This is a genomic window from Streptomyces sp. NPDC088747, assembly GCF_044751025.1.
Lineage (GTDB): Bacteria > Actinomycetota > Actinomycetes > Streptomycetales > Streptomycetaceae > Streptomyces.
On record NZ_JBIVKZ010000014.1, the window covers coordinates 174,405 to 197,355 of the forward strand.

Here is a 22,951-nt window from a genome sequence, read left to right on the forward strand (position 1 = left end):
CGCTTGCCAGACCCCACAACCCCGTTGGATCCAGAAGAAGAGAGCCGATCAATGAAGATCATCACGAGAAGTGGCAGCCGAGGCGGGCGACGTGCGGCGGCGGCCGTCGCGGTGAGCGCCGTGCTCGCGCTGACCGCGACCGCCTGCGGCGACGACGGCAGCGGTGCCGGCGGCGACAAGGGCGACGAGGGCTCGGGCAAGGGCGAGATCACCTTCTGGGACAACAACACGGCCGTCCGCCGCGACATATGGATGGAGATCATCAAGGACTTCGAGAAGAAGTACCCCGACATCAAGGTCAACTACGTCGGGGTGCCCGCCGAGAGCGTCCAGTCCAAGTACGACACGTCCATCCAGGGCGGCGGACTGCCCGACGTCGGCGGTGTCGGCGCGGCCATGCTCGCCGGGATCGCGGCGCAGAACGCCCTCGACCCGCTCGACGCCCGGCTGGCGAAGAGCTCCCTCGACGGCAAGCTGAACGAGGGCATGGTCGAGTCGGTGACCGCCGCGGGCGGCCAGGAGAAGCTGTTCACGATCCCCACCTCGGCGAGCAACGGCGTCCTGTACTACCGCACCGACCTGTTCGAGGCGGCGGGCCTGGACGCGCCGACCACCTGGAGCAAGTTCTACGAGGCCGCGGAGAAGCTGACCGACCGGGACAAGAACGAGTTCGGCTACACCATCCGAGGCGGCGCGGGCTCCATCGCGCAGGCCCTGGACGCGATGTACGGCCAGACCGGGATCACCGAGTTCTGGAGCGGCGACAAGACCACGGTCAACGACCCCGAGAACGTGGCCGCGTTGGAGAAGTACGCCGCGCTCTACAAGAAGAACACCCCCGAGGCGGACGTCAACAACGACTTCACCAAGATGGTCGCCCAGTGGGACAGCGGCACGATCGGCATGCTGAACCACAACCTGGGCTCCTACCAGGACCATGTGAAGGCGCTGGGCACGGAGAAGTTCCGGGGGCTCGCCAACCCGACCACGGACGACGGCACGCGCGTCCAGGTCTCCAACCCCGTCGACGGACTCGCCCTGTTCAAGTCCAGCAAGAACAAGACGGCGGCCTGGAAATTCATCGAGTTCGCCGCCTCGCACGAGTCCAACAGCAAGTGGAACGAGTCGGCGGGCGCCATCCCGGCCAACACCGAGGCCGCGCAGGACCCGTGGATCAGCGAGGCCGAGCCGACCAAGCTAGCGGCCGAGGCGCTGAGCAGTGGCAGCACGAAGATCGTGCAGCTGCCGTACTACCTGCCGGACTGGAACACCATCTCCAAGGCCGACAACGAGCCGAACTTCCAGAAGGTGCTGCTCGGGAAGATGTCGGCGAAGGAGTTCCTGGACACGGTGGCCGAGCAGCTCAACACGGCGCAGGCCGAGTGGAAGCAGCAGCAGGGCTGAACTTCGTAAGGCCGTGGGTCGGTCCGTGGTCCGAACGGTTGTCTTCCGGCCGCGGACCGGCTGTGGCTGGTCGCGCAGTTCCCCGCGCCCCTTGAATCGCACCCCCTGTTGAAAGGCACAGCGTCGTGTCCCTCAGCCGCAGACAAATCACCACCGCAGCCCTTGCCGCCGTTCCCCTCACCGTCGCCCCGGAATCCCCCGCGTCGGCACGCCCGAACCGCCGCACCCTCTACATCGCCGGTGACTCCACCGCCGCCCAGAAGTACGCCGACGCCGCCCCCGAGACGGGCTGGGGCATGGCGCTCCCCTTCTTTCTCCGTGAGGGTCTCGCGGTCGCCAACCACGCGGTGAACGGCCGTAGTTCGAAGAGTTTCGTCGACGAGGGCCGCCTCGACGCGATCCTCGGGGTCATCGAGCCCGGCGACCTCCTCCTCGTCCAGTTCGGGCACAACGACGAGAAGAGCGCCGACCCCGTCCGGTACACCGAGCCGTGGACGACGTATCAGGACCACCTCCGTCTGTACCTGGACGGCGCGCGGGCCCGTGGCGCGCGTCCGGTGCTGGCCACCTCCGTGGAGCGCAGGAAGTTCGACGCGGACGGCAACGCCGTGCCGACCCACGGCGACTATCCGGCGTCGATGCGCGCGCTCGCCGCGGCGGAGCGGGTCGCGCTGCTCGACATCCAGGCCCTGTCGATCGCCCTGTGGCAGCGGCTCGGCGTCGAGGAGACGAAGAGGTACTTCAACTGGACCGCGACCGAGCAGGACAACACGCATTTCAATCCGCCCGGCGCGATTGCCGTGGCCCGGCTGGTCGCGGCCGGGCTGCTGCGCCACAGGGTGCTCGCGTCCCGCGACGTACGCCGCCTCGGGGAGGAGTTCCCCGAGGCGTGGATCACCTGGCCCGCCGTCTGAATCCCCAGTCGAACTGTTGGAAAGAGAGCCGCACAATGAACACCTATGTGTGTCATGCACGCGTCACTGCCTCGCTCGTGGGCTGCACCGCCCTGGTGCTGGCCCTCACCGGGACCACCGCGGCCCAGGCCCACACCCGCGACCCCGGCCGACAGACCCTCGCCGCCGGTGACGGATGGGCCTCGGAGGGCGCCGGCACCACCGGAGGTTCGGCCGCCACGGCCGACCGCGTGTACACCGTCGCCACCTGGGCGGAGTTCAGGGCCGCGCTGGCCGTGGCCGGTACGGCGCCGAGGATCATCAAGGTCAGGGGCACCGTCGACCCGGTCGCCGAGGGCTGCGCGGCCTTCCAGGCGCCGGGATACGACTTCGCCGCCTACCTGGAGAAGTACTCCCCGGAGAGCTGGGGCCTGGACACCGACCTCTCCGGAGAGCCCGCCGACAGCCCCGAGGGACTGCGCGCCGCCTCCGCCGCCAACCAGGACAAGGTCATCAAGGCGAACGTCCCCGCCAACACCACCATCATCGGCGTCGGCGAGAACGCCGGGATCAGGGGCGGCAGCCTCCAGATCAAGGGCGTCGACAACGTCATCGTCCGCAACTTGACCATCGAGGCCCCGCTCGACTGCTTCCCGCAGTGGGACCCGACCGACACCGCGACCGGCGCCTGGAACTCGGAGTACGACGCCGTCGCCGTCCACGGCTCCACCCACGTGTGGATCGACCACAACACCCTGACCGACGGCCGCTACCCCGACAGCACGCTGCCGACGTACTTCGGCGAGGTCTACCAGCAGCACGACGGTCTCCTCGACGTCGTGCGGGGCGCCAACTACGTGACGGCGTCGTGGAATTCCTTCCAGGACCACGACAAGACCCTGTTGATCGGCAACAGCGACAGCGCCGCCGCGGACGACGCGGGCAAGCTCAAGGTCACGCTGCACCACAACCTCTTCGACGGCATCGTGGAGCGTGCGCCGCGCGTCCGCTTCGGGCAGGTCGACGTCTACAACAACCACTTCGTGGTCGGCGAGGGCCAGTCCTACTCGTACTCCTTCGGCGTCGGCATCTCCTCGCAGCTGTACGCCGAGAAGAACGCCTTCTCGCTGCCGGACGGCATCAGCCCCGCCAAGACCCTGAAGAAATGGAGCGAGGCCCCGCTCACCGCTCAGAAGAACTACGTCAACGGCGCGCCCGTCGACCTGATCGCCGTGCACAACGCGGAGATCCCGGCCGAGACGCTCCAGTCCGGCGCGGGCTGGACACCCACCCTGCGCACCAAGGTCGACTCGCCGCGAGCCGTTCCCGGCATCGTCGACCACCGTGCGGGCGCCGGAGAGATCTGCTGACCGTGGCCGAACCCGGAACAGACAGAAGGTCGTTCATCGTCGCGAGCACCGGAGCCGCGCTGGCTCTCGGGCTCACGGCCACCACCGCCCGCGCCAAGGACCGCGCCCCCTTCGGGCGTTACGGTTCGCCGTCCGCACGCCTCGACGGGCAGACCCTGTACGTCCACCCCGGCGGCCTCGGCGACCACACCACCGTCCAGGCCGCCGTGACCGCCTCGACCGGAAGCGGCCGTACGCTCGTCATCGCGCCCGGCACCTACCGCGAGACCGTCGCCGTCGGCGCCGACCGCACGGAGATGACCTGGATCGGCGCCTGCGAGGACCCTCGCGCGGTCGTCATCGTGTACGACAACGCCAACGGCACCCCCAAGCCCGGCGGCGGCACCTACGGCACGACCGGCTCCGCGACCACGACCGTCCAGGCCGACGGCTTCACCGCCCGCCGGATCACCTTCGCCAACGACTGGCTGCGCGCCGACCACCCGGAGATCACCGGTACGCAGGCCGTCGCCATCAAGGTGCAGGGCGACCGCTCGGCCTTCCGGCACTGCCGGTTCCTCGGCCATCAGGACACGCTGTACGCCGACTCCATGGCGCTCGGCACGATCGCCCGCCAGTACTTCGCGCACTGCTATGTCGAGGGCGACGTGGACTTCGTCTTCGGCCGCGCCACCGCCGTGTACGAGGACTGTCATTTCCACACCCTGAACCGCACGGACCTGGCCGGCGCCCCGTACGGCTTCGTCTTCGCGCCGTCCACCGCCGTCACCAACCCGCGCGGCTACCTGGTCACCCGGAGCCGTGTCACCAGCGGGGCCCCGGACGGCTACTACAAGCTGGCCCGCCCCTGGGTGCCCAGCTCCGACACCACCGCCCGGCCCATGCTGACCGTCCGGGACTCCCGTCTCGGCGCCGGCCTCGACCCGGTGGCGCCCTACACCAACATGTCGGACACCTACCCGTGGCAGAGCCAGCGGTTCGCGGAGTACCGCAACACCGGCCCCGGCGCGGAGATCACCGTTCCGGAGAACCGTCCCCAACTCACCCGCGCACAGGCCGAGTCGCACACCCGGGCCACGTACCTCGGCGACTGGCGGCCGTGAACCCTCCCGGGTGAACCCCCGAATCGACGAAAGGACCCGCACTCCATGTCTCGTCGTACCGCTCTCTCCCTCGCCGCCGCCCTGGCGCTCGGCGCAGGCCTGGCCGCCCTCCCCAGCCAGGCCCAGGCCGCGACCGTCGTCGTGGACACCACCGCCGAGCTGACCAGCGCGATCTCCGGCGCGTCGGCCGGTACGGTCATCCAGGTGCGTGCCGGCACCTACTACCCCACGGCCACCCTCCAGTCGACGGCCAACGGCACCTCGCCGAACCCGGTCACGCTCCAGGCGTACGGTTCGGAGACGGTGAAGATCGACGGATCCTCGCTGCCCTCCGGTGCCTGGATCCTCAAGCTGACGGCGGACTACTGGAACGTCTCGAACATCACGTTCCAGAACTCGCCGGACAGCGCCGTCGTCTGCCAGTCCTGCACCGGCACGGTGTGGAGCAACATCAAGACCATCGACGGCGGCGACTCAGGGTTCACGCTCACCGGCGACGGCACCGTCGACAACACGGTCAGGAACATCGACTCCTACGGCCACTACGACGCCGCCACGCACGGCGAGAACGCGGACGGGGTGGCCGTGAAGTTCGGCTCCGGCAGCGGGAACCTGATCACCGGCGCCCGTCTCTACAACAACTCCGACGACGGCCTCGACTTCTGGTCCTTCTCGTCGCCCGTCACCGTCGAACACACCTGGGCCTTCGGCAACGGCAGGAACCGCTGGTCCGACTCGGCCTTCGCGGGCGACGGCAACGGCTACAAGCTGGGCGGCGACGGCGAGTCCGTCGCGCACGTCGTCAACAACTCCGCCGCCTGGGACAACGCGGGCAGCGGCTTCACCGAGAACTCCAACACCGGTGCGATCGTCATCAACCGCACCACCGCCTACGCCAACGCCAAGTACGGCTACTACTTCGCCACCGGCGCCGCCAGGCTCGGCAAGAACCTCGCCGTGGGCAACGGCGGCGCGGCCGTCTCCAAGGGTTCCTCGGTCGTCTCGGCCGGCAACAACTGGGACTCCGGCGTCTCCACCCCGGCCTTCGTCTCCACGAACGCGGCGACCACGTACAACGCCCGCCAGTCGGGCGGCGCGCTCCCCGCGACCACCTTCCTGACGACGGGCTCCACCACCATCGGGTCGACGATGAACTGAGCGCGAGCGCCGGACGCGAGGCTAAAGGTTGCCTATGGATCAGGTATCCATCAGGCAACGAGCCTCGCGTTCGGGCGGGTTACGCGCGTAGAAACCTGTCATGCATAAGCCACTGCGTATAGCGGCCGTCGCCGCCACCTGTGCCGTCGCCGGTGCCGCCCTGTACGGGACGGGTGCCGCCACCGCCGACCAGTCGACGGCGAACAGCACCAGGGAGCCCCACAACATCGGACTCCTGGTGGGGGAGATCGACACCTACTACGGCACCACGCTCGACAGCGACGGCGTCTACCAGGCGTCCGGGAGCAGCCCGTACGCCAAGGACCTGGCGCACATCGAGTCCGACGCGAAGAAGTACATCAGGAAGGCCGCGGAGAAGGCCGGGCACAAGCACAGCAGGCCCGCGGTCGTCTTCGACATCGACGACACGCTGCTGCTCTCCCTCGACTACGAGAAGAAGTCCAACTACACGTACAACTCGGCGACCTGGGCCGACTACGTGGCCAGGGCCGACCGCCCGGCCGTCTTCGGCACCCCCGAACTCGTCGCGTACGCCGAGTCCAAGGGCGTCGAGGTCTTCTACAACTCGGGTCTGAAGGAGTCGCAGCGCGCCTCCGCGGTCGCGAACCTGAAGAAGGTCGGCGTCGACGTCAACCTCGATGCCGGGCACATGTTCCTCAAGGACGCGGCCAACCCGCCGTCGTACCTGAGCGCCTGCGCCACCGCCGCGGCCTGGAACTGCACGACCGTGCAGTACAAGTCCGGCACGCGCAAGCACATCGAGTCCCTCGGGTACGACGTCGTCGCCAACTTCGGCGACCAGTACTCCGACCTCCAGGGCGGCTACGCCGACCGGACGTACAAGTTCCCGAACCCGACGTACTACGTCGGCTAGTTCGGCAACCCTTTGCCGGCCGGCGGCGACCAGAGGGCAGAAGCGGGCCGGGGCGGCCCCTCCGGCCCGCTTCGCACGCGCCGTTCCCGAGGAAGGGAACCCCGGGGCACCGAAGGGGTGAGCCCCCGCCGATCGTCATCGGCGGGGGCTCTTCTGACTGGCCGAGGGGGGCTCAGGCCAGCAGCTCATGGTGGTCACCGATAGAGACGCCGGAAACGAACATCCGGTTGTGTCACCGGCCCCAACCAGGCGGGAAACGCCGTGAGTTGGGACACGATCGATCCCTACGAACCGGCCTCGGTGCTGTCGTCGGCGCCGGCGTCGGTGCCGTCACCGACGCCGTCGCGGGACGCGAAGTCGCCCGTCACGTCCGACCGCCGGTCCTGGGTCCCCGCCTTCGCCGTGTAGCGGTCGTCCTTCGCGTCGCGGCCGCCCCGGTCGTGGTCGTACTGGCCCGCGAACACCCACTCGCCGGGCCAGACCGTGCGGCCCGGCCTGAGCACCCAGGTGTAGACGAGGAAGCCGTCCTTCTCCGCGACCGTCGTGGTGAAGTCGTCCTCGGGCGCCGAGCGCCACGCGCCCGCGCCGGTCACCCCGCCGGTCTGCGCGATCCTCAACTCGACCGTGAGCGAGGTGAGTCGCACGGTGTTCCGCAGGGTCACGTTGCTCTGCGCCCAGAACTCGTTGCTGTGCGGATCGACCGAGCCGTCGGACCACAGCGGCCCGTCCTCGGCGCCGGAGTCGGGTGAGAGCCCGGTGGGGGGTGAGGTATCCGCCGACGGCGTGCCCGGCGGGGACGAACTCGGCGTCTTGGGCGACCGCGACGAGTCCGGCGCGCCGCCGCTGGGGGTGGGAGCGGGCGGCAGCGGCGCCCGGCTCGTCGCCCGCGCCGAGACCTCCGGCGTCGGCGGGACCGCGACCGTCCCCTGCGGCGGGGCCTCGTCCCGCACCGCCGAGGCGACCGCGTAGCCGCCCACCGCGAGGACACCGGCGACCGCGGCCGTGGCGCCCGCCACCTTCACCCAGCCGAACACCGGCGGACGCGTCGCCCGCCGCGCGGACCGGGTCTCCTCGCCCGCCATCCCGCGCTCGACCCGGGCCAGGACGCGCGCGCGGTCGGGCTCGTGCGCCTCGGCCGCCGCACGCAGCCGGGCGGGCAGCTCGTCGTGCACGTCCCGCGCCCCCCTCATCGGTCCATTCCCCCGGCCCCGCCCGTCGGCAGCACTTCGGCGTGCACCCGCATCGGGGCCTCGTCGCTGCCCAGGAGCCGCTTCAACTCGGCCATGCCCTTCGACGTCTGGCTCTTCACCGTACCGACCGAGATGCCGAGGGCGAGCGCGGTGTCCTTCTCCGAGAGGTCGAAGGCGTGCCGCAGGACGACACAGGCCCGCTTGCGGAACGGCAGCCCGCGCAGGGCGCCCTGGACATCCACCATGCCGGGCACGTCGGGGTTCTCGGTCCTGTCCTCGCGCTGCGCCCAGAACAGGGTGATCCGCCGGCGCTCGCGCACCGCGCCGCGGATCCGGGTGCGGGCCAGGTTGGCGACCACCCCGCGCGCGTACGCCGCCGGATGGTCCGCCGCGCGCACCCGGTCCCAGCGGTGCCACAACGCGAGCAGCGCGTCGGCCGCGAGATCGTCGGCGGCGTCCGCCTCGCCGGTCAACAGGTAGGCCAGGCGCGACAGTTCGGCGTAGTGGCGCTCGAAGAAGGCGTGGAACTCCGCGGCGGCGGTGTCGTCGACGACAGTGCCCACGGGGACCTCTCCTCGCTCCGGCTCTCCGCGCCGTTGGAGACGCGTGCGTATACGGCCCCCAAGTGGCACCCGTACGCGAACGGTGTGCCCGTGGGACGAGACGCGTGAGCGTACCAGCCAGTCGTACAGGGCTTCGAACGGCGTATGGCGGGCCGAACTCGATTCCGTAACACGGGGAAAACCTGAACGCGGTTCAACACGGGAACAATCCAGCCATCATCCGCACACCCCAGCACGCAGGTAACGAGGAGTATCGCCATGTCCGATCAGCAGAAGGTGGCCGAGCGGCCCAGTGCCGCGCCGCCCCCGTCGAACGGCGTCGACCAGTTCTTCAAGATCACCGCCAGGGGCTCCACCTTCGGCCGTGAGATACGCGGCGGCTTCGCGACCTTCTTCACGATGGCCTACATCCTTGTACTGAATCCCATCATCCTGGGGAGCGCCAAGGACAAGTTCGGCCACCAGCTCGACGCCGTCCAACTGACCACCGCCACCGCCCTGGTGGCCGCGGTCATGACGATCATCATGGGCGTCGGCGGCAACCTCCCGCTCGCGCTCGCCGCGGGCCTCGGCCTCAACGCGGTCGTCGCCTTCCAGATCGCCCCGCTGATGAGCTGGGACGACGCGATGGGCCTGATCGTCCTCGAAGGCCTGCTGATCTGCGTACTGGTGGTGACCGGACTGCGGGAAGCCGTCATGCACGCGATACCCCAGCCGATGAAACAGGCGATCAGTGTCGGCATCGGCCTGTTCATCGCCTTCATCGGCTTCGTCGACGCCGGGTTCGCCACCCGTATCCCGGACATCGCCCAGACCACCGTGCCGGTGCAGCTCGGCGGCACGGGCACGCTCACCGGCTGGCCCGTCCTCGTCTTCTGTCTCGGCGTGCTGCTGACCATCGGACTGCTGGCGCGCAAGGTCAAGGGCGCGATCCTGATCAGCATCGTCACCATGACGGTCGTCGCGATCGTCATCGACTCCGTGGCGGACATCAAGAGCTGGGGCCTGACCACCCCGAAGGTCCCCGACGACATCGTGGCCTCACCGGACTTCGGACTGCTCGGCCACTTCAGCCTGTTCGGCGCCTTCGGGGAGACCGGCGCGATCACCGTCGTCCTGCTGGTCTTCACGCTGATCCTGTCCGACTTCTTCGACACCATGGGCACCGTCGTCGGCGTCAGCGCCGAGGCGGGGCTCCTCGACGAGGAGGGCAAGGTGCCCAACCTCGGGCGCGTGCTGCTCATCGACGGCGCCGCCGCGGTGGCGGGCGGCGCGGCCTCGGCGTCCTCCTCGACCTCGTACATCGAGTCGGCGGCGGGGGTCGGCGAGGGTTCCCGAACCGGCTTCTCGAACCTGGTCACGGGCGGCCTCTTCGCGCTCGCGCTCTTCCTGACCCCGCTGCTCACCATCGTGCCGCTGCAGGCCGCGGCGCCCGCGCTCGTCGCGGTCGGGTTCCTGATGATGACCCAGGTCAAGCACATCGACTGGGACAGGTACGAGATCGCGATCCCCGCGTTCCTGACCATCGCCGTGATGCCGTTCACCTACTCGATCACCAACGGCATCGGGGCGGGCTTCCTCGCCTACGTGCTGATCAAGGCGGTCCTCGGCAAGGCGAAGGAAGTCCACTGGCTGCTGTGGGGCGCGTCCGCGCTGTTCCTGGTGTACTTCGCGATCGACCCGATCGAGCAGCTGCTCAACGTGAAGTAGCGCGCGAGGCGACGGCGCGAGGCGACGCGAAGGGCCGCCCTCCAGGGAGGTGAGGGCGGCCCATCGCGTACAGGTGGCGGCGGCTCAGTCCTTCAGCGCCGCCTGCATCATGGACTTCGCCACCGGCGCCGCCAGGCCGTTGCCGCTGACCTCGGAGCGGGCCGCGTCGGACTGCTCGACCAGGACCGCGACGGCCACCGACTTGTCGCTGGAGTCGGACTTCGCGTACGACGTGAACCAGGCGTACGGCGTCTTGCTGTTGTTCTCGCCGTGCTGGGCCGTACCCGTCTTGCCGCCGACCGTCGCGCCGGAGATCCGCGCGTTCGTGCCCGTGCCCTCCTCGACGACCGTCTGCATCGCGGACCGGAGCTGCTCGGCGGTGGAGGAGCTGACGATCTCCTTCGTCTCCGTGCTGTCGTCGTAGTCCGTCAGGACACCGCCCCCGGAGTCGCTGGTCCGCGCCACCATGTGCGGGGAGACCAGCTTGCCGTCGTTGGCGATGGCGGCCGACACCATGGCCATCTGGAGCGGCGTCGCCGTCACGTCGAACTGGCCGATGCCGGTCAGCGCGGTCGACGACTTGTCCATGTCGGAGGGGTAGACGCTGGTGTACGCCCGTACCGGCACGTCCTGCGTCCTGTCGTTGAAGCCGAACTTCTCCGCCTGCGCCCGCAGCTTGTCCTGGCCCAGGTCGACGGCCATCTTCGCGAAGACGTTGTTGCAGGAGTACTGGAGCGCCACCCGGATCGAGGCGTTCTCGCAGGGCGCGGAGGCGCTCTCGTTCGCCAGGTCGGTGGTCGTGTCCGGCAGCCGGTACGGGTTCGGGCTGGCCGTCTTCGCGTCGACGTCCGCGTACAGCCCGTCCTCCAGGGCCGCCGCCGCGACGACCAGCTTGAACGTCGAGCCCGGCGGCAGCGGCTGGCGCAGCGCCCGGTTGGTCATCGGCTTGTCCGCGTCCTTGGTCAGCTCCGTCCAGGCGTCCGAGTCGCCGGCGGCGAGCCGCGAGGGATCGTACGTCGGGGTGGAGACGACCGCGAGGATCTTGCCGGTCGCCGGATCGATCGCGACGGCCGCGCCCTTCTTGTCGCCGAGCGCCTCGTACGCGGCCTTCTGCACGTCCGGGTCGATCGTCGTGACCACGTCACCCGGGTCGGCGCGCTTGTCGGTGATGGTGTCCAGCGGGGTCTTGAGCTGGGTGTCCGTGCCGTCGAGCAGGTCCTGGTAGATACCCTCCAGCTGCGTCGCTCCGTAGACCTGCGAGCTGTAGCCGGTGACCGCCGCGTACAGACTGCCGTCGGTGTACGTGCGCTTGTACTTGAGGTCGCTGCCCTTCGTCCGCGCGGAACCGGTGATCGCGTCTCCGGCCACGATGATGTTCCCGAGCGGGTTCGCGTACTGCTCTATCGCGTTCCGCCGGTTGTCCTTGTCGTCCGCGAGCGCCTGGCCTTCGTAGAACTGCACCCACGTCGCCCTGGCCAGCAGGGCGAGCACGAGCAGCAGCGTGAAGACGGCGGAGCGCCTGATCGTCTTGTTCATCCCGCTCAGAAGGACGAGCGGGCGGGAGGGAATCGTTCCCTTCCGCCCGCATTTCTCATACACCGTTCATGAAGCCCGCCGCCCCGGAGCGGGCCTTCGGGTCACAGCCTGCGCGTCGCCAGCGTCAGCCGGTCCCGGGCGTCGAACAGGGCGTCCTTGACCATCTGCTCGTGCGCCGGCGTCAGCCGCGCCACGGGCACCGAGCAGCTGATCGCGTCACGGGCGGGCGTGCGGTACGGGATGGCGACGCCGAAGCAGCGCAGGCCCAGCGTGTTCTCCTCGCGGTCCACCGCGAAGCCCTGCTCCCGGACCTGGCGCAGCTCCTCGATGAGCTTCTCCCGGTCGGTGATCGTGTGCTCGGTGAGCGCCGGGAGCGTCTCGGGGAGCAGCTTGCGGACCTGCTCGTCGGTGTGGGTGGCGAGCAGCGCCTTGCCCAGCGAGGTCGAGTGCGCGGGGAGCCGGCGGCCGACCCGGGTGAAGGGGCGCAGGTAGTGCTGCGACTGGCGGGTGGCGAGGTAGACGACGTTCGTGCCGTCCAGGCGGGCCAGGTGGATGGTCTCCGTCGTGTCGTCGGAGAGCCGGTCCAGGGTCGGGCGGGCCGCGGCGACCACCTCGTCGCCGTCGATGTACGAGGTGCCGACGAGCAAGGCTCGTACGCCGATGCCGTACCGCGTGCCCGTCGCGTCCGTCTCGACCCAGCCGAGCTCGACAAGCGTGCGGAGCAGCATGTAGAGACTGGACTTCGGGTAGCCGACGGCCTCCTGCACGGAGGCGAGGGAGTGCATACCGGGCCGGCCGGCGAAGTACTCCAGCAATTCCACGGTCCGCACCGCGGACTTGACCTGCGCCCCGCCGCCTGTCTCGACTGCCGACATCGCCCTTGACCCCTTCGTTCGACGGGAAATAGTCTCCAACAGCATATTCACCATCAGAGACAGCGTTCAGCATATCGAACACCCCTGGTGAGTGACACAGAACTGCGGCATCACATCTTGGAGGGACCCGCGGTGGCAGCAGCACCAGTCTGGAGTGTCGACCCCCGAACCGGGAAGCAGCGGGAGCAGGTCGCGGTGGAGGCCACGGCCCAGGAGGTGGACGAGGCCGTCCGCGCCGCGCACGCCGCGCGCCCGGCCCTCGCCGACCGCACCGTGCGCGCGGCCTTCCTGCGCACCGCCGCCGACCTGCTCGAAGGTTCCAAGGAGCAGCTCGTCGAGGCCGCCGACGCGGAGAGCGCGCTCGGCCCCGTCCGGCTCACCGGCGAACTCGCCCGCACCTGCTACCAGTTGCGGGCCTTCGCCACCGTCGTCGACGAGGGCGCCTTCCTCGACGTGGTGATCAACCACCCCGACGACACGGCGACCCCGCCCATCCCGGACCTGCGCCGCTACAAGGTGCCGCTGGGTGTCGTCGCCGTCTACTCCGCCTCGAACTTCCCGTTCGCCTTCTCCGTCGCCGGCGGCGACACCGCGAGCGCGCTGGCGGCCGGCTGCCCGGTCGTGGTCAAGGCGCACCCCGACCACCCGGGGCTCTCCGAGCTGGTCGCGTCCGTGCTGCGCCGGGCCGGCGCCCGGCACGACATCCCGGCGGGCGTCGTGGGCCTGGTCCACGGCTTCGAGGCGGGCGTCGAGCTGGTCAGGCACCCGCTGGTGTCGGCGGCCGGGTTCACCGGCTCGATCCGCGGCGGCCGTGCCCTCTTCGACGCGGCGGCGGCGCGACCCGTGCCGATCCCCTTCCACGGCGAGCTGGGCTCCCTCAACCCCGTCGTCGTCACCGAGGCCGCGGCGGCCGAGCGCGCCGAGGCGATCGGCGCCGGGCTCGCGGGCTCCATGACGCTGGGCGTCGGCCAGTTCTGTGTGAAGCCCGGCCTGGTCCTCGCCCCGGCGAGCGCGGCGGGCGACCGGTTCGTGAAGTCGCTCACGGACGCCGTCAGCGACACCGACGCGGGCGTCCTGCTCGACCACCGCATGCGCGACAACTTCATCGCCGGGGTCGCCGAGCGCGCGGGCCTCCCCGACGTGGAGGCCCCGGTGACCCCGGGCGCGGGCAGCGAGCACACGGTGAGCCCCGGCTTCCTGACCGTCCCGGCGCGGCGGCTGGCCAGTGCGGGCGAGCACGACCTGCTCCTGGAGGAGTGCTTCGGCCCGCTCACCGTGGTCGCCCGCTACGAGGACGACGCCGAGGCCACCGCGATCCTCTCCCGGCTCCCCGGCAACCTCACCGCGACCGTGCAGCTCTCCACCGAGGAGGCGGCCGGCGAAGGACGCGGCGCCGAGATCCTCGCCGAGCTGACCCCGCTCGCGGGCCGCGTCCTGGTCAACGGCTGGCCGACCGGTGTCGCCGTCGCCGCCGCCCAGCACCACGGCGGCCCCTACCCGGCGACGACGTCCACCTCGACGTCCGTCGGCGGCACGGCCATCGAGCGCTGGCTGCGACCGGTGGCGTACCAGAACGCGCCGGAGGCACTGCTGCCGCCGGAGCTGCGGGACGACAACCCGCTGGGGCTGCCGCGCCGCTACGACGGCGTGCTGGAGCGCTGAGCGGGAGCCGCCCGGGACATGCCAGGGGCGACCTGAGAGACTCGGCGGATGGACGTCGAACTCCCCGAACTCCCCTTCCGGCTCCGCACCTACGGGCCTGACGGCCACTGGTCGTACGAGGACGGGGTGCTCACCGGCTGGGCCGGCGCCCGGCAGGACCGCTTCGTGCCGCCCACCGGTGAGGCCCTGGACGCCGCCTCCGACGCGCCCCGGCTGCTGGGCGCGCCGGAGGGCGACTTCCAGCTGATCGCCAGGGTCACGGTCGGCTTCGCGGGCTCCTTCGACGCGGGTGTCCTCTACGTCCACGTGGGGGAGCGGGCCTGGGCGAAGCTCTGCCTGGAGTACTCCCCGGACGTCCCCACCGTCTGCACGGTGGTGACCCGGGGGCACTCCGACGACGCCAACTCCTTCACCGTCGACGGCAGTTCCGTCTGGCTCCGGGTCAGCCGCACCGGCCGCGCCTTCGCCTTCCACGCCTCCCGCGACGGCGTCCGCTGGACCTTCATCCGCCTCTTCACCCTCGGCGACGAGAAGGAGACCTCGGCCGCCCTCGTCGGCTTCATGACCCAGTCCCCGATGGGAGAGGGCTGCGTGGTGACGTACGACGGCATCGAGTACCGGCCCGACTGGCCGCGGGACTTGAGAGACGGAAGCTGATCTCGGGCGAGAAAACCTCGGCGGAACCACACCCCGCCCCGCCCCGTCTTCCCTCCCGTGATCAGAACCCACCGCCCCACCGGCCCCCTGCTGATCAGGACCGCCCTGCCCAGCGAGGCCCCGGCGATCTCCGAGCTGCACGCCCGCGCCCGAGCCACGTACTACCCGGCCGGCCTCCCGCAGGACGGCTTCGACTGGCCGGACCTCTGGCGCGGCGCCATCGAACGCCCGGACGCCCACGTCCTGTGCGCAGTCCGCGACACCCGCCTCGTCGGCATCGCCTCCTTCCGCACCGCCGAAGCCGCCCCAGCCGACACCGTCACCCTGTTCCAGTTCCACGTCGACCCCGGCCACTGGCGGACCGGCGTCGGCACGGACCTGCACGAGGCCTGCGTCGAACAGTGGCGGGCCGACGGCAAACGGACCGCCGACCTCGACGTCCACATCGACAACGAGCGCGCGCGGGCCTTCTACGCCCGCCAGGGCTGGGCCATGGACCGCGAGCCCGTGGCGGACGAGCACCACGTGACCCTGCGGTTCGCCGTGGAGGCCGTCACCGGGGAATGACCGGGGCCGCTTGAACGTTCACGTATCGAGCGGAGGACGTCTCCGTGTCCCTGCGACCTGGAGAGAGCCGAGACATGCGCGTCGAGATCTGGAGCGACATCGCCTGCCCCTGGTGCTACGTGGGCAAGGCCCGCTTCGAGAAGGCGCTCGACGCCTTCCCGCACCGTGACGGGGTCGAGGTGGTGCACCGTTCCTTCGAGCTCGACCCGAACCGCGCCAAGGGCGACATCCAGCCCGTGCTGACCATGCTCACCAAGAAGTACGGCATGAGCGAGGAGCAGGCCCGCGCCGGCGAGGAGAACCTGCGCACGCAGGCCGCCGCCGAGGGCCTGGAGTACCGCACCCGGGACCGCGACCACGGCAACACCTTCGACATGCACCGCCTCCTTCACTTCGCCAAGGCGCAGGGCAGGCAGGACGAGCTGATCGGCGCCCTCTACCGGGCGAACTTCGCCGAGGAGCGGTCCGTCTTCGGGGACGACGAGCGGCTCGTGGAACTGGCCGTCGCCGCCGGGCTCGACAAGGACGCGGCCCGCGAGGTGCTCGCCGACCCGGCCGCCTACGCCGACGAGGTCCGCGCCGACGAGCGCGAGGCCGCCGAGCTGGGTGCGAACGGCGTCCCCTTCTTCGTCCTGGACCGCAAGTACGGCGTCTCCGGCGCCCAGCCCGCCGAGGTCTTCGCCAAGGCACTCACCCAGGCCTGGGGCGAACGCCCGCCGCTGAAGCTGGTCCAGCCGGACCCCACCGGCGCCGAGGTCTGCGGACCGGACGGGTGCGCCGTACCGCAGAGCTGAGAAAGCGCAGCTCAGCGGGCATCCATAAGCGGACCTTGGCGGATCTGCGTAGAAATCGGCAATGGACGGGGAGTTCCCGGGGCCGCAGAGTGGTCACATGGAGACCTTCGAGACTCTCGTTCGTGCCGAGTTCGCCCCGAAGAACACCTACCTGAACACCGCGAGCACCGGGCTGCTCCCGGCCCGCGCGGTCGACGCCATGCGGGCCGGCGTCGAGTCCGTGGCGGCCGGGCAGCCACAGGACATGTTCGCGGACGTGGAGGCGGCCAGAGCCGCCTTCGCGCGACTGGCCGGCGTGCCGGACCGCCGGGTGGCGGCCGGTGCCTCGGTCGCCGTCTACACCGGCCTGATCGCCGCCTCGCTGCCCGCGGGCGCCGAAGTCCTCACCGCCGAGGCCGACTTCACCTCCGTCGTGAACCCGTTCCACATGCGCGGCGACCTCAAGGTGCGCACGGTGCCGCTGGCGCGGCTGGCCGAGTCGGTACGCCCCGGCACGGCGCTCGTCGCGGTCAGCGCCGCGCAGTCCGCCGACGGCCGGATCGCCGACCTGCCGGCCATCCGCACGGCCGCCCGCGAGCACGGCGCCCGTACGTACGTGGACGCCTCCCAGGCCGCGGGCTGGCTGCCGATCGACGCGGACGCCTACGACTACGTCTCCTCCGTCGCCTTCAAGTGGCTCGTGTGCCCGCGCGGGGTGGCCTTCCTGGTCGTTCCGGAGGACCTCGGCGGGCTCGTCCCGGTCTTCGCGGGCTGGGTCGCGGGGGAGCACCCCTGGGACAGCTGCTACGGCCCCGTCGAGGAACTCGCCCACTCCGCGCGCCGGTTCGACGAGAGCCCCAGCCTCTTCTCCTACGCGGGCGCCCGGCACTCCCTGGAGCTGATCGAGCAACTGGGCGTCGACACCGTACGCGCCCATGACCTCGCCCTCGCCGACCGTTTCCGCACCGGCCTGCAAGGACTGGGCCACGAACCCGTCCCCGCCCCCGGTTCGGCGATCGTCTCGGTGCCCGGACTCGGCGACAGGCAGCCCGCGTTGAGCCGCGCCGGCGTGGAGGTCTCCGACCGGGCCGGGAACCTGCGCGCCGCCTTCCACCTTTACAACACACCCGCCGACGTCGACCGGCTGCTGGACGTCCTTTCCGGCTGAGCCCGTCGTGCCGACTGGCGCGGGGTGCGCCAGGACGCTAGGAAGGGCACCACGAGGTGGTGGTGCAGGTGGAACCGACGCTCGTGGACGCCGAGTTGCAGCGGCGGCTGGTGTACGGGGACGAGTCCGCGCTCGGCGAGGTGTACGCCGCGTACGGCGGACTCGTGCGACGGGTGGCCGTCCGGGTCACCCGCAGCCCGGCAGCGGCCGAGGACGTCGCACAAGAGGTCTTCGCACAACTGTGGAGCAGGCCGTACGCCTTCGACGCGCGCCGCGGCTCGCTGCGCAGCTGGCTGTCCATGCTCGCCCACCGGCGGGCCGTGGACTGGGTGCGCGGCGAGGCCAGGCACCGCAAGGACGCCCGTGCCGACGACACCGCGCTGCACGCCATCCCCGACGCCGCGCCCGGCCCCGACGAGACGGTCGTCGACCGCGAGCGCGCGCTGCTCCTGCACAGCGCCCTCGCCCAACTCCCCGGACCCCAGCGCGAGGTGATCCACCTCGCCTACTTCGCAGGCCGCACCTATCGCCAGGCCGCGCTGGAACTCGGCATTCCGGAGGGCACCGCCAAGACCCGGCTCCGCTCGGCCCTGCGCAAACTCGCGGAGTCGCTGGCCGATCCGCCGGACCCGGCACTGGAGAAGGGCGCGTGATGGCGGCGCGGGTGGACCCGGCCGGACCCGGCGTGCGTATGGTGGCAGCGGGTCGAGGCCCGGCCGCAAGGCCGGCCGGGACCCGGAAGGGCGGCATGTGATGAGCACCGAGCACGAGGACGTACGGGACCTGCTGGCGGCCTGGGCGTTCGGCGCACTGCCGCCCGCCGAGCGCGAGATCGTCCCCGCGCACCTCGCCGACTGCGAGTCCTGCGCGGCGGAGGCGGCACGGCTGCGGGAGGCGGTACGGCTCCTGGACGGGCCTGCCGCAGAGGCCGACGGCGCCGGACAGCCCGGAAGCATGCTCGCGCTCGCCCTGCGCACCCGCCCCGCGGCGCCCTCGGTGGCCCCGCACGCCGCCCCCTACGCCGCAGTGGTCTCCGGACTCGGTGCGCTGCTACGGGAGTTGGACGGGCAGGGGCCCTGGGGCACGCCGGTCGTCCACGACTGGGACGTGCACAGCACGGTCGCCCATCTGATCGCCGCCGACGAACCACTCGCCGTACGGCTCGGCCTGCCCGCGTACCTGCCCACGCCGGGACCCGCCACGGACGGGGCTCCGTGGGAGGACGCCTGGGCGGCGCGGACCGCCGAGGTGATCGCCCATGAGCTGCGGCGCACGCCCGCCGAGACCGTCGCCGCGTGGAGCGACCGGGCGGCGGCGCTGTTGGCCACCCCCGAGGCGAGGGATCCTGAACCGGCCTCCGTCGCCACGACGTTGATGGGCGCGCGGCTGCCCCTCGCGGACCATTTCCTGGTGCGGGCCTTCGAGGCGTGGATCCACACCGGCGACATCGGGCGGGCGCTCGGCATCACCGTGCCCCCGCCGCCCGATCCGCACCTGTGGCGGCTCGTCCGCCTCGCCGTCCGGGTCCTCGGCAGGGCACTGGGACCCACCGCGCCCCCGGTGCTGTTCACGGTGTCCGGGACGGGCGGCGACGCCCAGTGGGTGCTGGGCTCCGAGGACGAGCCCGTACGGGCCGAACTCGTCCTGGACCCCGTCGACCTGTGCCTGCTGGTGGGCGGCCGTTACGCCCCCGGGGACGTACCGCGGGGCGCGGCGGGCGACACCGCCGCCGTCGACAACGTTCTGACGAGGGCGGCGGCGCTGGCGTGGCTATAGCTGTAGCGGCGGCGCGGGTCACCGCACCGGTGTGAAGTCCCGTGCCCCGATGAACTCGGGTCGCTGTACCGGTGCCGCGAAGGGCTCGACCGCCGCGTTCTCCACGCTGTTGAAGACGATGAAGACGTTGCTGCGCGGGAACGGGGTGATGTTGTCGCCCGAGCCGTGCATGCAGTTGCAGTCGAACCAGGTCGCCGAACCCGCCTTGCCCGTGAAGAGCTTGATGCCGTGCCGGGTGGCGAACTTGGTGAGTGCCTCGTCGGAGGGCGTCCCGGCGTCCTGCATCTGGAGGGACTTCTTGTAGTTGTCCGTCGGCGTCTCGCCCGAGCAGCCGAGGAACGTCTTGTGCGACCCCGGCATGATCATGAGGCCGCCGTTGGTGTCGAGGTTCTCGGTCAGCGCGATCGACACGGACACGGTCCGCATGTTCGGCAGACCGTCCTCGGCGTGCCAGGTCTCGAAGTCCGAGTGCCAGTAGAAGCCGCTCGCCCCGAAGCCGGGCTTGACGTTGATCCGCGACTGGTGGACGTACACGTCGGAGCCGAGGATCTGCCGGGCCCGGCCCACGACCCGCTCGTCGCGCACCAGTTGGGCGAAGACCTCGCTGATCCGGTGCACCTCGAACACGGACCGGATCTCCTGCGACTTCGGCTCGACGATGGAGCGTTCGTCGGCGCGGATCGCCGGATCGGTGACAAGGCGCTGCAACTCACGCTGGTAGACGCCGAGTTCGTCCGGGCGGATGAGCTCCTCGACCGGCAGGAAGCCGTCACGCTCGTACGACTGGAGTTCGGACACCGTGATCGGCCCCGGTGTGCCGGGGGCGCCCCAGACGACCGGGTCCTGGCGGGGAGCGGACACCTCGGTGGCGCCGCGGCTCGGGTACAGGTCGGTGATCGTGCTCATGGTGTTCGTGGTGCTCATGGCTCAGACCTCCTCGGGTTCGGTGAGCAGCGGGTATACGCCGTTCTCGTCGTGGTCCTCCCGTCCGGTGACGGGAGGGTTGAAGACGCAGACGCACCGGAAGTCGGTCTTGGGACGCATGGTGTGGCGCTCATGGCCGTTCAGGAGGTACATCGTCCCCGGCTCGATCCAGTGCGTCTCGCCGGTCTCGTCGTTGGTCAGTTCGGCCTCGCCCTCGACGCAGAGCACGGCCTCAATGTGGTTCGCGTACCACATGGACGTCTCGGTACCCGCGTACAGCGTCGTCTCGTGCAGGGAGAAGCCGACCTTCTCCTTGGCGAGCACGATGCGCTTGCTCTCCCAGGTACCCGTCGCCGCCTTCACATGCCGGTCGGTGCCTTCGATGTCCTTGAACGAACGGACTATCACGGTGACTTACTGCCTTTCTGGTGGGGGAGTGGCTGCTGCGGTACGGGTCAGGCGACCGTCTCGCGGACGGCGCGGGCGAGGGTGCGCAGCCCCTCGTCCAGCTCTTCCGGCGTGATCGTCAGGGCCGGAAGCAGTTTCACGACCTCGCTCTCGGGGCCCGACGTCTCGATGAGCAGCCCGAGTTCGAAGGCGCGCCGCGCGATGCGGCCGGCGCGCTCCTTGTCCTTGAACTCCAGGCCCCAGACGAGTCCCCGGCCGCGGTACTCCTTGATGTCGGCGAGGTTCTCCTCGGTGATGGAGATCAGTGCCTGCTCGACCTGCTCGCCACGGGTGCGGGTCTGCTTCTCCATCGCGGCCCCGTCGGTCCAGTACGTCTCCAGCGCGGCGGAGGCGGTGACGAACGCGGGGTTGTTGCCGCGGAAGGTGCCGTTGTGCTCCCCCGGCTCCCAGATGTCCAGCTCGGGCTTGAACAGGCACAGGGACATGGGCAGTCCGTACCCGGAGATCGACTTGGAGACGGTGACGATGTCGGGCACGATCCCCGCCTCCTCGAAGGAGAAGAACGCCCCGGTGCGGCCGCAGCCCATCTGGATGTCGTCGACGATCAGCAGCATGTCCTGCCGCTCGCACAGATCGGCCAGCGCCCGCAGCCACTCAGGACGCGCGGCGTTGATGCCGCCCTCGCCCTGCACGGTCTCCACGATCACGGCGGCGGGCTTGTTGAGGCCGGATCCCTGGTCCTCCAGGAGCCGCTCGAACCACAGGAAGTCCGGGATCTGGCCCTCGAAGTAGTTGTCGAACGGCATCGGGGTGCCGTGCACCAGCGGGATCCCCGCGCCGGCCCGCTTGAAGGCGTTGCCGGTCACGGCGAGCGAACCGAGCGACATCCCGTGGAAGGCGTTGGTGAAGGACACGATGGCCTCGCGGCCCTTCACCTTGCGGGCCAGCTTCAGCGCGGACTCGACGGCGTTGGTGCCCGTCGGGCCCGGGAACATGACCTTGTACGGCAGGTCGCGCGGACGCAGGATCACCTTCTGGAAGGACTCGAGGAAGGCGCGTTTGGCGGTCGTCGACATGTCGAGGCCGTGGGTGACGCCGTCCCGTTCCAGATAGTCGATCAACGCCCGTTTGAGCACGGGGTTGTTGTGCCCGTAGTTGAGCGAACCGGCGCCCGCGAAGAAGTCGAGGTACTCGTGGCCGTCCTCGTCGTACATGCGGCTGCCCCGCGCACGGTCGAAGACGGTGGGCCAGCTGCGGCAGTAACTGCGCACCTCCGACTCCAGGGTCTCGAAAACGCTCAGGTCGGGCTGGGTGATGGTCACAGTGGATCTCCTCCTGGGAGACGAAGTCGTGGGGGGTTCAGAAGTCCTGGGGGCGGAGAGCCGTGGGTTCGGAACGCCTGGTGACGGAGAGCCGTGGGGTTCACGACGCCAGGGGCCGGAGAGCGGCCGGTTCAGAACGCCAGGGGTCCGATGCGGTACAGCACCTCGGGGTCGTGCCCACCGTCCGGGAACCGCTCCGCGGGGAACAGCACCTCACGCTCGACGCCCGCGCCGTGGCGACGCGCGAAGGAGGTGAACAGCCGCTCGGAGGCGGTGTTGCCCGGCGTGATGGTGGTCTCGACGCCTGTCGTCCCCCGCTCCGCGGCCACCCGTGCGGTCAGACCGTCCAGCAGCGCGGCGGCCAGCCCGCGTCCGCGGTACGCGCTGTCGACGGCCACCTGCCAGACGAGCAGCGTGCCGGGGTGCTCGGGCCGCACGTATCCGGTGACGAAACCGACGGGCGTGCCTTCCGCGTCCCGCGCCACCGCTGACGTACCGGCGAAGTCACGGCACCACAGCAGGTAGCTGTACGAGGAGTTGAGGTCGAGGGTCCGGGAGTCCCTGGCGATACGCCAGAGGGCGGCCCCGTCGGCCGCCTCGGGGCGGTCGATCCGAAGACCTTCCGGCATTTCCAGGAATCCCGCTTGCGGTTCTGCGTGTGCGGCGGTCATGCGGATTGAATTTACCGAGGGAAATTCGAAATTGCATCGCCGCGTGGGGTTACGCGAGCCGCGTCCATGTGTTATCCCACGGGTGCGCACGTCCGCGTGAATCGGCGCCCTTTGGTGCACTTTTGCCCGGATAATGGGGGAGGAAATGGACTCTTTGTGGAGTGCGTCACAGCCACGTAACCACCACGAGATGTGCCCGAATCACGAGGTTGGTGTTCGCGAAATCTTAGCGTTTACGCCCGAGGAAAGCGGGAAGAAGTCAATGGGAAGCTGTGCTGAATTAATGGCAGCATAAGCGAACTCGATAAGTGACTCAAGTCGCTTCT

General features: G+C 70.3%; 22 protein-coding genes. 14 read left to right on the plus strand and 8 right to left on the minus strand.

Annotation, left to right across the window (positions count from 1 at the left end; translation table 11 throughout):
• Nucleotides 1-51: 51 nt before the first annotated feature.
• The 6 genes from ACIP79_RS29460 (at nucleotide 52) to ACIP79_RS29485 (ending at nucleotide 6,823) form a co-directional block, all read left to right on the plus strand.
• Entirely contained in the window at nucleotides 52-1,404 is a 1,353-nt protein-coding gene (locus ACIP79_RS29460) for an ABC transporter substrate-binding protein (RefSeq protein WP_401227970.1), read from the plus strand.
• Nucleotides 1,405-1,529: 125 nt separating this feature from the next.
• The gene (locus ACIP79_RS29465) at nucleotides 1,530-2,318 is read left to right on the plus strand and encodes a rhamnogalacturonan acetylesterase (RefSeq protein ID WP_401227972.1); all 789 of its coding nucleotides are present in this window, start codon (nucleotides 1,530-1,532) and stop codon (nucleotides 2,316-2,318) included.
• A 35-nt stretch (nucleotides 2,319-2,353) separates the two neighbouring features.
• A complete protein-coding gene (locus ACIP79_RS29470; protein WP_401227974.1) occupies nucleotides 2,354-3,667 on the plus strand; it encodes a polysaccharide lyase family 1 protein in 1,314 nt (437 codons plus the stop codon).
• A 2-nt stretch (nucleotides 3,668-3,669) separates the two neighbouring features.
• Nucleotides 3,670-4,770, plus strand: a complete 1,101-nt coding sequence (locus ACIP79_RS29475; protein ID WP_401227976.1) for a pectinesterase family protein — start codon at nucleotides 3,670-3,672, stop codon at nucleotides 4,768-4,770.
• Nucleotides 4,771-4,815: 45 nt separating this feature from the next.
• Nucleotides 4,816-5,928 (plus strand): chondroitinase-B domain-containing protein, encoded by a 1,113-nt coding sequence (locus ACIP79_RS29480; protein WP_401227978.1) that lies wholly within the window; start codon nucleotides 4,816-4,818, stop codon nucleotides 5,926-5,928.
• 100 nt (nucleotides 5,929-6,028) lie between these two features.
• On the plus strand, nucleotides 6,029-6,823 hold the full coding sequence (locus tag ACIP79_RS29485) for an HAD family acid phosphatase (protein WP_401227980.1): 795 nt from the start codon (nucleotides 6,029-6,031) through the stop codon (nucleotides 6,821-6,823).
• 284 nt (nucleotides 6,824-7,107) lie between these two features.
• Here the strand turns inward: ACIP79_RS29485 and ACIP79_RS29490 are convergent, their stop codons facing one another.
• Together ACIP79_RS29490 and ACIP79_RS29495 are read right to left on the minus strand one after the other, a co-directional pair.
• A complete protein-coding gene (locus tag ACIP79_RS29490) occupies nucleotides 7,108-8,013 on the minus strand; it encodes a hypothetical protein (protein ID WP_401227982.1) in 906 nt (301 codons plus the stop codon).
• Nucleotides 8,010-8,576 (minus strand): SigE family RNA polymerase sigma factor, encoded by a 567-nt coding sequence (locus ACIP79_RS29495; protein ID WP_401227984.1) that lies wholly within the window; start codon nucleotides 8,574-8,576, stop codon nucleotides 8,010-8,012. Before ACIP79_RS29495 ends, ACIP79_RS29490 begins: the two co-directional genes overlap by 4 nt.
• A gap of 258 nt (nucleotides 8,577-8,834) precedes the next feature.
• On the opposite strand from ACIP79_RS29495, the gene ACIP79_RS29500 reads away from it, so the two are divergent.
• A complete protein-coding gene (locus ACIP79_RS29500) occupies nucleotides 8,835-10,286 on the plus strand; it encodes an NCS2 family permease (RefSeq protein ID WP_401227988.1) in 1,452 nt (483 codons plus the stop codon).
• A gap of 84 nt (nucleotides 10,287-10,370) precedes the next feature.
• Here the strand turns inward: ACIP79_RS29500 and ACIP79_RS29505 are convergent, their stop codons facing one another.
• Both ACIP79_RS29505 and ACIP79_RS29510 read right to left on the minus strand, forming a co-directional pair.
• Nucleotides 10,371-11,822, minus strand: a complete 1,452-nt coding sequence (locus tag ACIP79_RS29505) for a peptidoglycan D,D-transpeptidase FtsI family protein (RefSeq protein ID WP_401227990.1) — start codon at nucleotides 11,820-11,822, stop codon at nucleotides 10,371-10,373.
• Nucleotides 11,823-11,923: 101 nt separating this feature from the next.
• The gene (locus tag ACIP79_RS29510; protein ID WP_383690609.1) at nucleotides 11,924-12,697 is read right to left on the minus strand and encodes an IclR family transcriptional regulator; all 774 of its coding nucleotides are present in this window, start codon (nucleotides 12,695-12,697) and stop codon (nucleotides 11,924-11,926) included.
• Between the two features lie 132 nt (nucleotides 12,698-12,829).
• Here ACIP79_RS29510 and ACIP79_RS29515 point away from each other — a divergent pair, with 132 nt between their 5' ends.
• The 7 genes from ACIP79_RS29515 to ACIP79_RS29545 all read left to right on the plus strand — a co-directional run bounded on the left by ACIP79_RS29515 (nucleotide 12,830) and on the right by ACIP79_RS29545 (nucleotide 19,300).
• Nucleotides 12,830-14,359, plus strand: coding sequence for an aldehyde dehydrogenase (NADP(+)) (locus tag ACIP79_RS29515; protein ID WP_401227992.1), 1,530 nt, complete (start codon nucleotides 12,830-12,832; stop codon nucleotides 14,357-14,359).
• Between the two features lie 48 nt (nucleotides 14,360-14,407).
• Nucleotides 14,408-15,016 carry a DUF1349 domain-containing protein gene (locus tag ACIP79_RS29520; RefSeq protein ID WP_401227994.1) on the plus strand — a complete coding sequence of 203 codons (609 nt, stop codon included), beginning with the start codon at nucleotides 14,408-14,410 and terminating at the stop codon, nucleotides 15,014-15,016.
• A 60-nt stretch (nucleotides 15,017-15,076) separates the two neighbouring features.
• Nucleotides 15,077-15,583 carry a GNAT family N-acetyltransferase gene (locus ACIP79_RS29525; RefSeq protein WP_401228140.1) on the plus strand — a complete coding sequence of 169 codons (507 nt, stop codon included), beginning with the start codon at nucleotides 15,077-15,079 and terminating at the stop codon, nucleotides 15,581-15,583.
• A 74-nt stretch (nucleotides 15,584-15,657) separates the two neighbouring features.
• The gene (locus ACIP79_RS29530) at nucleotides 15,658-16,377 is read left to right on the plus strand and encodes a DsbA family oxidoreductase (protein ID WP_401227996.1); all 720 of its coding nucleotides are present in this window, start codon (nucleotides 15,658-15,660) and stop codon (nucleotides 16,375-16,377) included.
• A 97-nt stretch (nucleotides 16,378-16,474) separates the two neighbouring features.
• Nucleotides 16,475-17,524 (plus strand): aminotransferase class V-fold PLP-dependent enzyme, encoded by a 1,050-nt coding sequence (locus tag ACIP79_RS29535; RefSeq protein WP_383684775.1) that lies wholly within the window; start codon nucleotides 16,475-16,477, stop codon nucleotides 17,522-17,524.
• Nucleotides 17,525-17,580: 56 nt separating this feature from the next.
• Nucleotides 17,581-18,177 (plus strand): RNA polymerase sigma factor, encoded by a 597-nt coding sequence (locus ACIP79_RS29540; RefSeq protein WP_401227998.1) that lies wholly within the window; start codon nucleotides 17,581-17,583, stop codon nucleotides 18,175-18,177.
• 100 nt (nucleotides 18,178-18,277) lie between these two features.
• Entirely contained in the window at nucleotides 18,278-19,300 is a 1,023-nt protein-coding gene (locus ACIP79_RS29545) for a maleylpyruvate isomerase family mycothiol-dependent enzyme (RefSeq protein WP_401228000.1), read from the plus strand.
• An 18-nt stretch (nucleotides 19,301-19,318) separates the two neighbouring features.
• Here ACIP79_RS29545 and thpD read toward each other — a convergent pair whose 3' ends face one another.
• The 4 genes from thpD to ectA all read right to left on the minus strand — a co-directional run bounded on the left by thpD (nucleotide 19,319) and on the right by ectA (nucleotide 22,625).
• The gene (thpD, locus tag ACIP79_RS29550; RefSeq protein ID WP_401228141.1) at nucleotides 19,319-20,206 is read right to left on the minus strand and encodes an ectoine hydroxylase; all 888 of its coding nucleotides are present in this window, start codon (nucleotides 20,204-20,206) and stop codon (nucleotides 19,319-19,321) included.
• A 21-nt stretch (nucleotides 20,207-20,227) separates the two neighbouring features.
• Nucleotides 20,228-20,632, minus strand: a complete 405-nt coding sequence (locus ACIP79_RS29555; protein WP_401228002.1) for an ectoine synthase — start codon at nucleotides 20,630-20,632, stop codon at nucleotides 20,228-20,230.
• A gap of 47 nt (nucleotides 20,633-20,679) precedes the next feature.
• Nucleotides 20,680-21,954, minus strand: a complete 1,275-nt coding sequence (ectB, locus tag ACIP79_RS29560) for a diaminobutyrate--2-oxoglutarate transaminase (protein WP_401228004.1) — start codon at nucleotides 21,952-21,954, stop codon at nucleotides 20,680-20,682.
• 131 nt (nucleotides 21,955-22,085) lie between these two features.
• A complete protein-coding gene (gene ectA, locus ACIP79_RS29565; protein ID WP_401228005.1) occupies nucleotides 22,086-22,625 on the minus strand; it encodes a diaminobutyrate acetyltransferase in 540 nt (179 codons plus the stop codon).
• Between the last annotated feature and the right edge of the window lie 326 nt (nucleotides 22,626-22,951).

Excerpts from the sequence above, each read along its gene's own strand:
- ACIP79_RS29460 (WP_401227970.1), top strand. The coding sequence starts at position 52 with ATGAAGATCATCACGAGAAGTGGCAGCCGAGGCGGGCGACGTGCGGCG.
- ACIP79_RS29470 (WP_401227974.1), top strand. The coding sequence starts at position 2,354 with ATGAACACCTATGTGTGTCATGCACGCGTCACTGCCTCGCTCGTGGGC.
- ACIP79_RS29480 (WP_401227978.1), top strand. The coding sequence starts at position 4,816 with ATGTCTCGTCGTACCGCTCTCTCCCTCGCCGCCGCCCTGGCGCTCGGC.
- ACIP79_RS29485 (WP_401227980.1), top strand. The coding sequence starts at position 6,029 with ATGCATAAGCCACTGCGTATAGCGGCCGTCGCCGCCACCTGTGCCGTC.
- ACIP79_RS29490 (WP_401227982.1), bottom strand. The coding sequence starts at position 8,013 with ATGAGGGGGGCGCGGGACGTGCACGACGAGCTGCCCGCCCGGCTGCGT.
- ACIP79_RS29500 (WP_401227988.1), top strand. The coding sequence starts at position 8,835 with ATGTCCGATCAGCAGAAGGTGGCCGAGCGGCCCAGTGCCGCGCCGCCC.
- ACIP79_RS29505 (WP_401227990.1), bottom strand. The coding sequence starts at position 11,822 with ATGAACAAGACGATCAGGCGCTCCGCCGTCTTCACGCTGCTGCTCGTG.
- ACIP79_RS29510 (WP_383690609.1), bottom strand. The coding sequence starts at position 12,697 with ATGTCGGCAGTCGAGACAGGCGGCGGGGCGCAGGTCAAGTCCGCGGTG.
- ACIP79_RS29520 (WP_401227994.1), top strand. The coding sequence starts at position 14,408 with ATGGACGTCGAACTCCCCGAACTCCCCTTCCGGCTCCGCACCTACGGG.
- ACIP79_RS29530 (WP_401227996.1), top strand. The coding sequence starts at position 15,658 with ATGCGCGTCGAGATCTGGAGCGACATCGCCTGCCCCTGGTGCTACGTG.
- ACIP79_RS29535 (WP_383684775.1), top strand. The coding sequence starts at position 16,475 with ATGGAGACCTTCGAGACTCTCGTTCGTGCCGAGTTCGCCCCGAAGAAC.
- ACIP79_RS29545 (WP_401228000.1), top strand. The coding sequence starts at position 18,278 with ATGAGCACCGAGCACGAGGACGTACGGGACCTGCTGGCGGCCTGGGCG.
- thpD (WP_401228141.1), bottom strand. The coding sequence starts at position 20,206 with ATGAGCACGATCACCGACCTGTACCCGAGCCGCGGCGCCACCGAGGTG.
- ectA (WP_401228005.1), bottom strand. The coding sequence starts at position 22,625 with ATGACCGCCGCACACGCAGAACCGCAAGCGGGATTCCTGGAAATGCCG.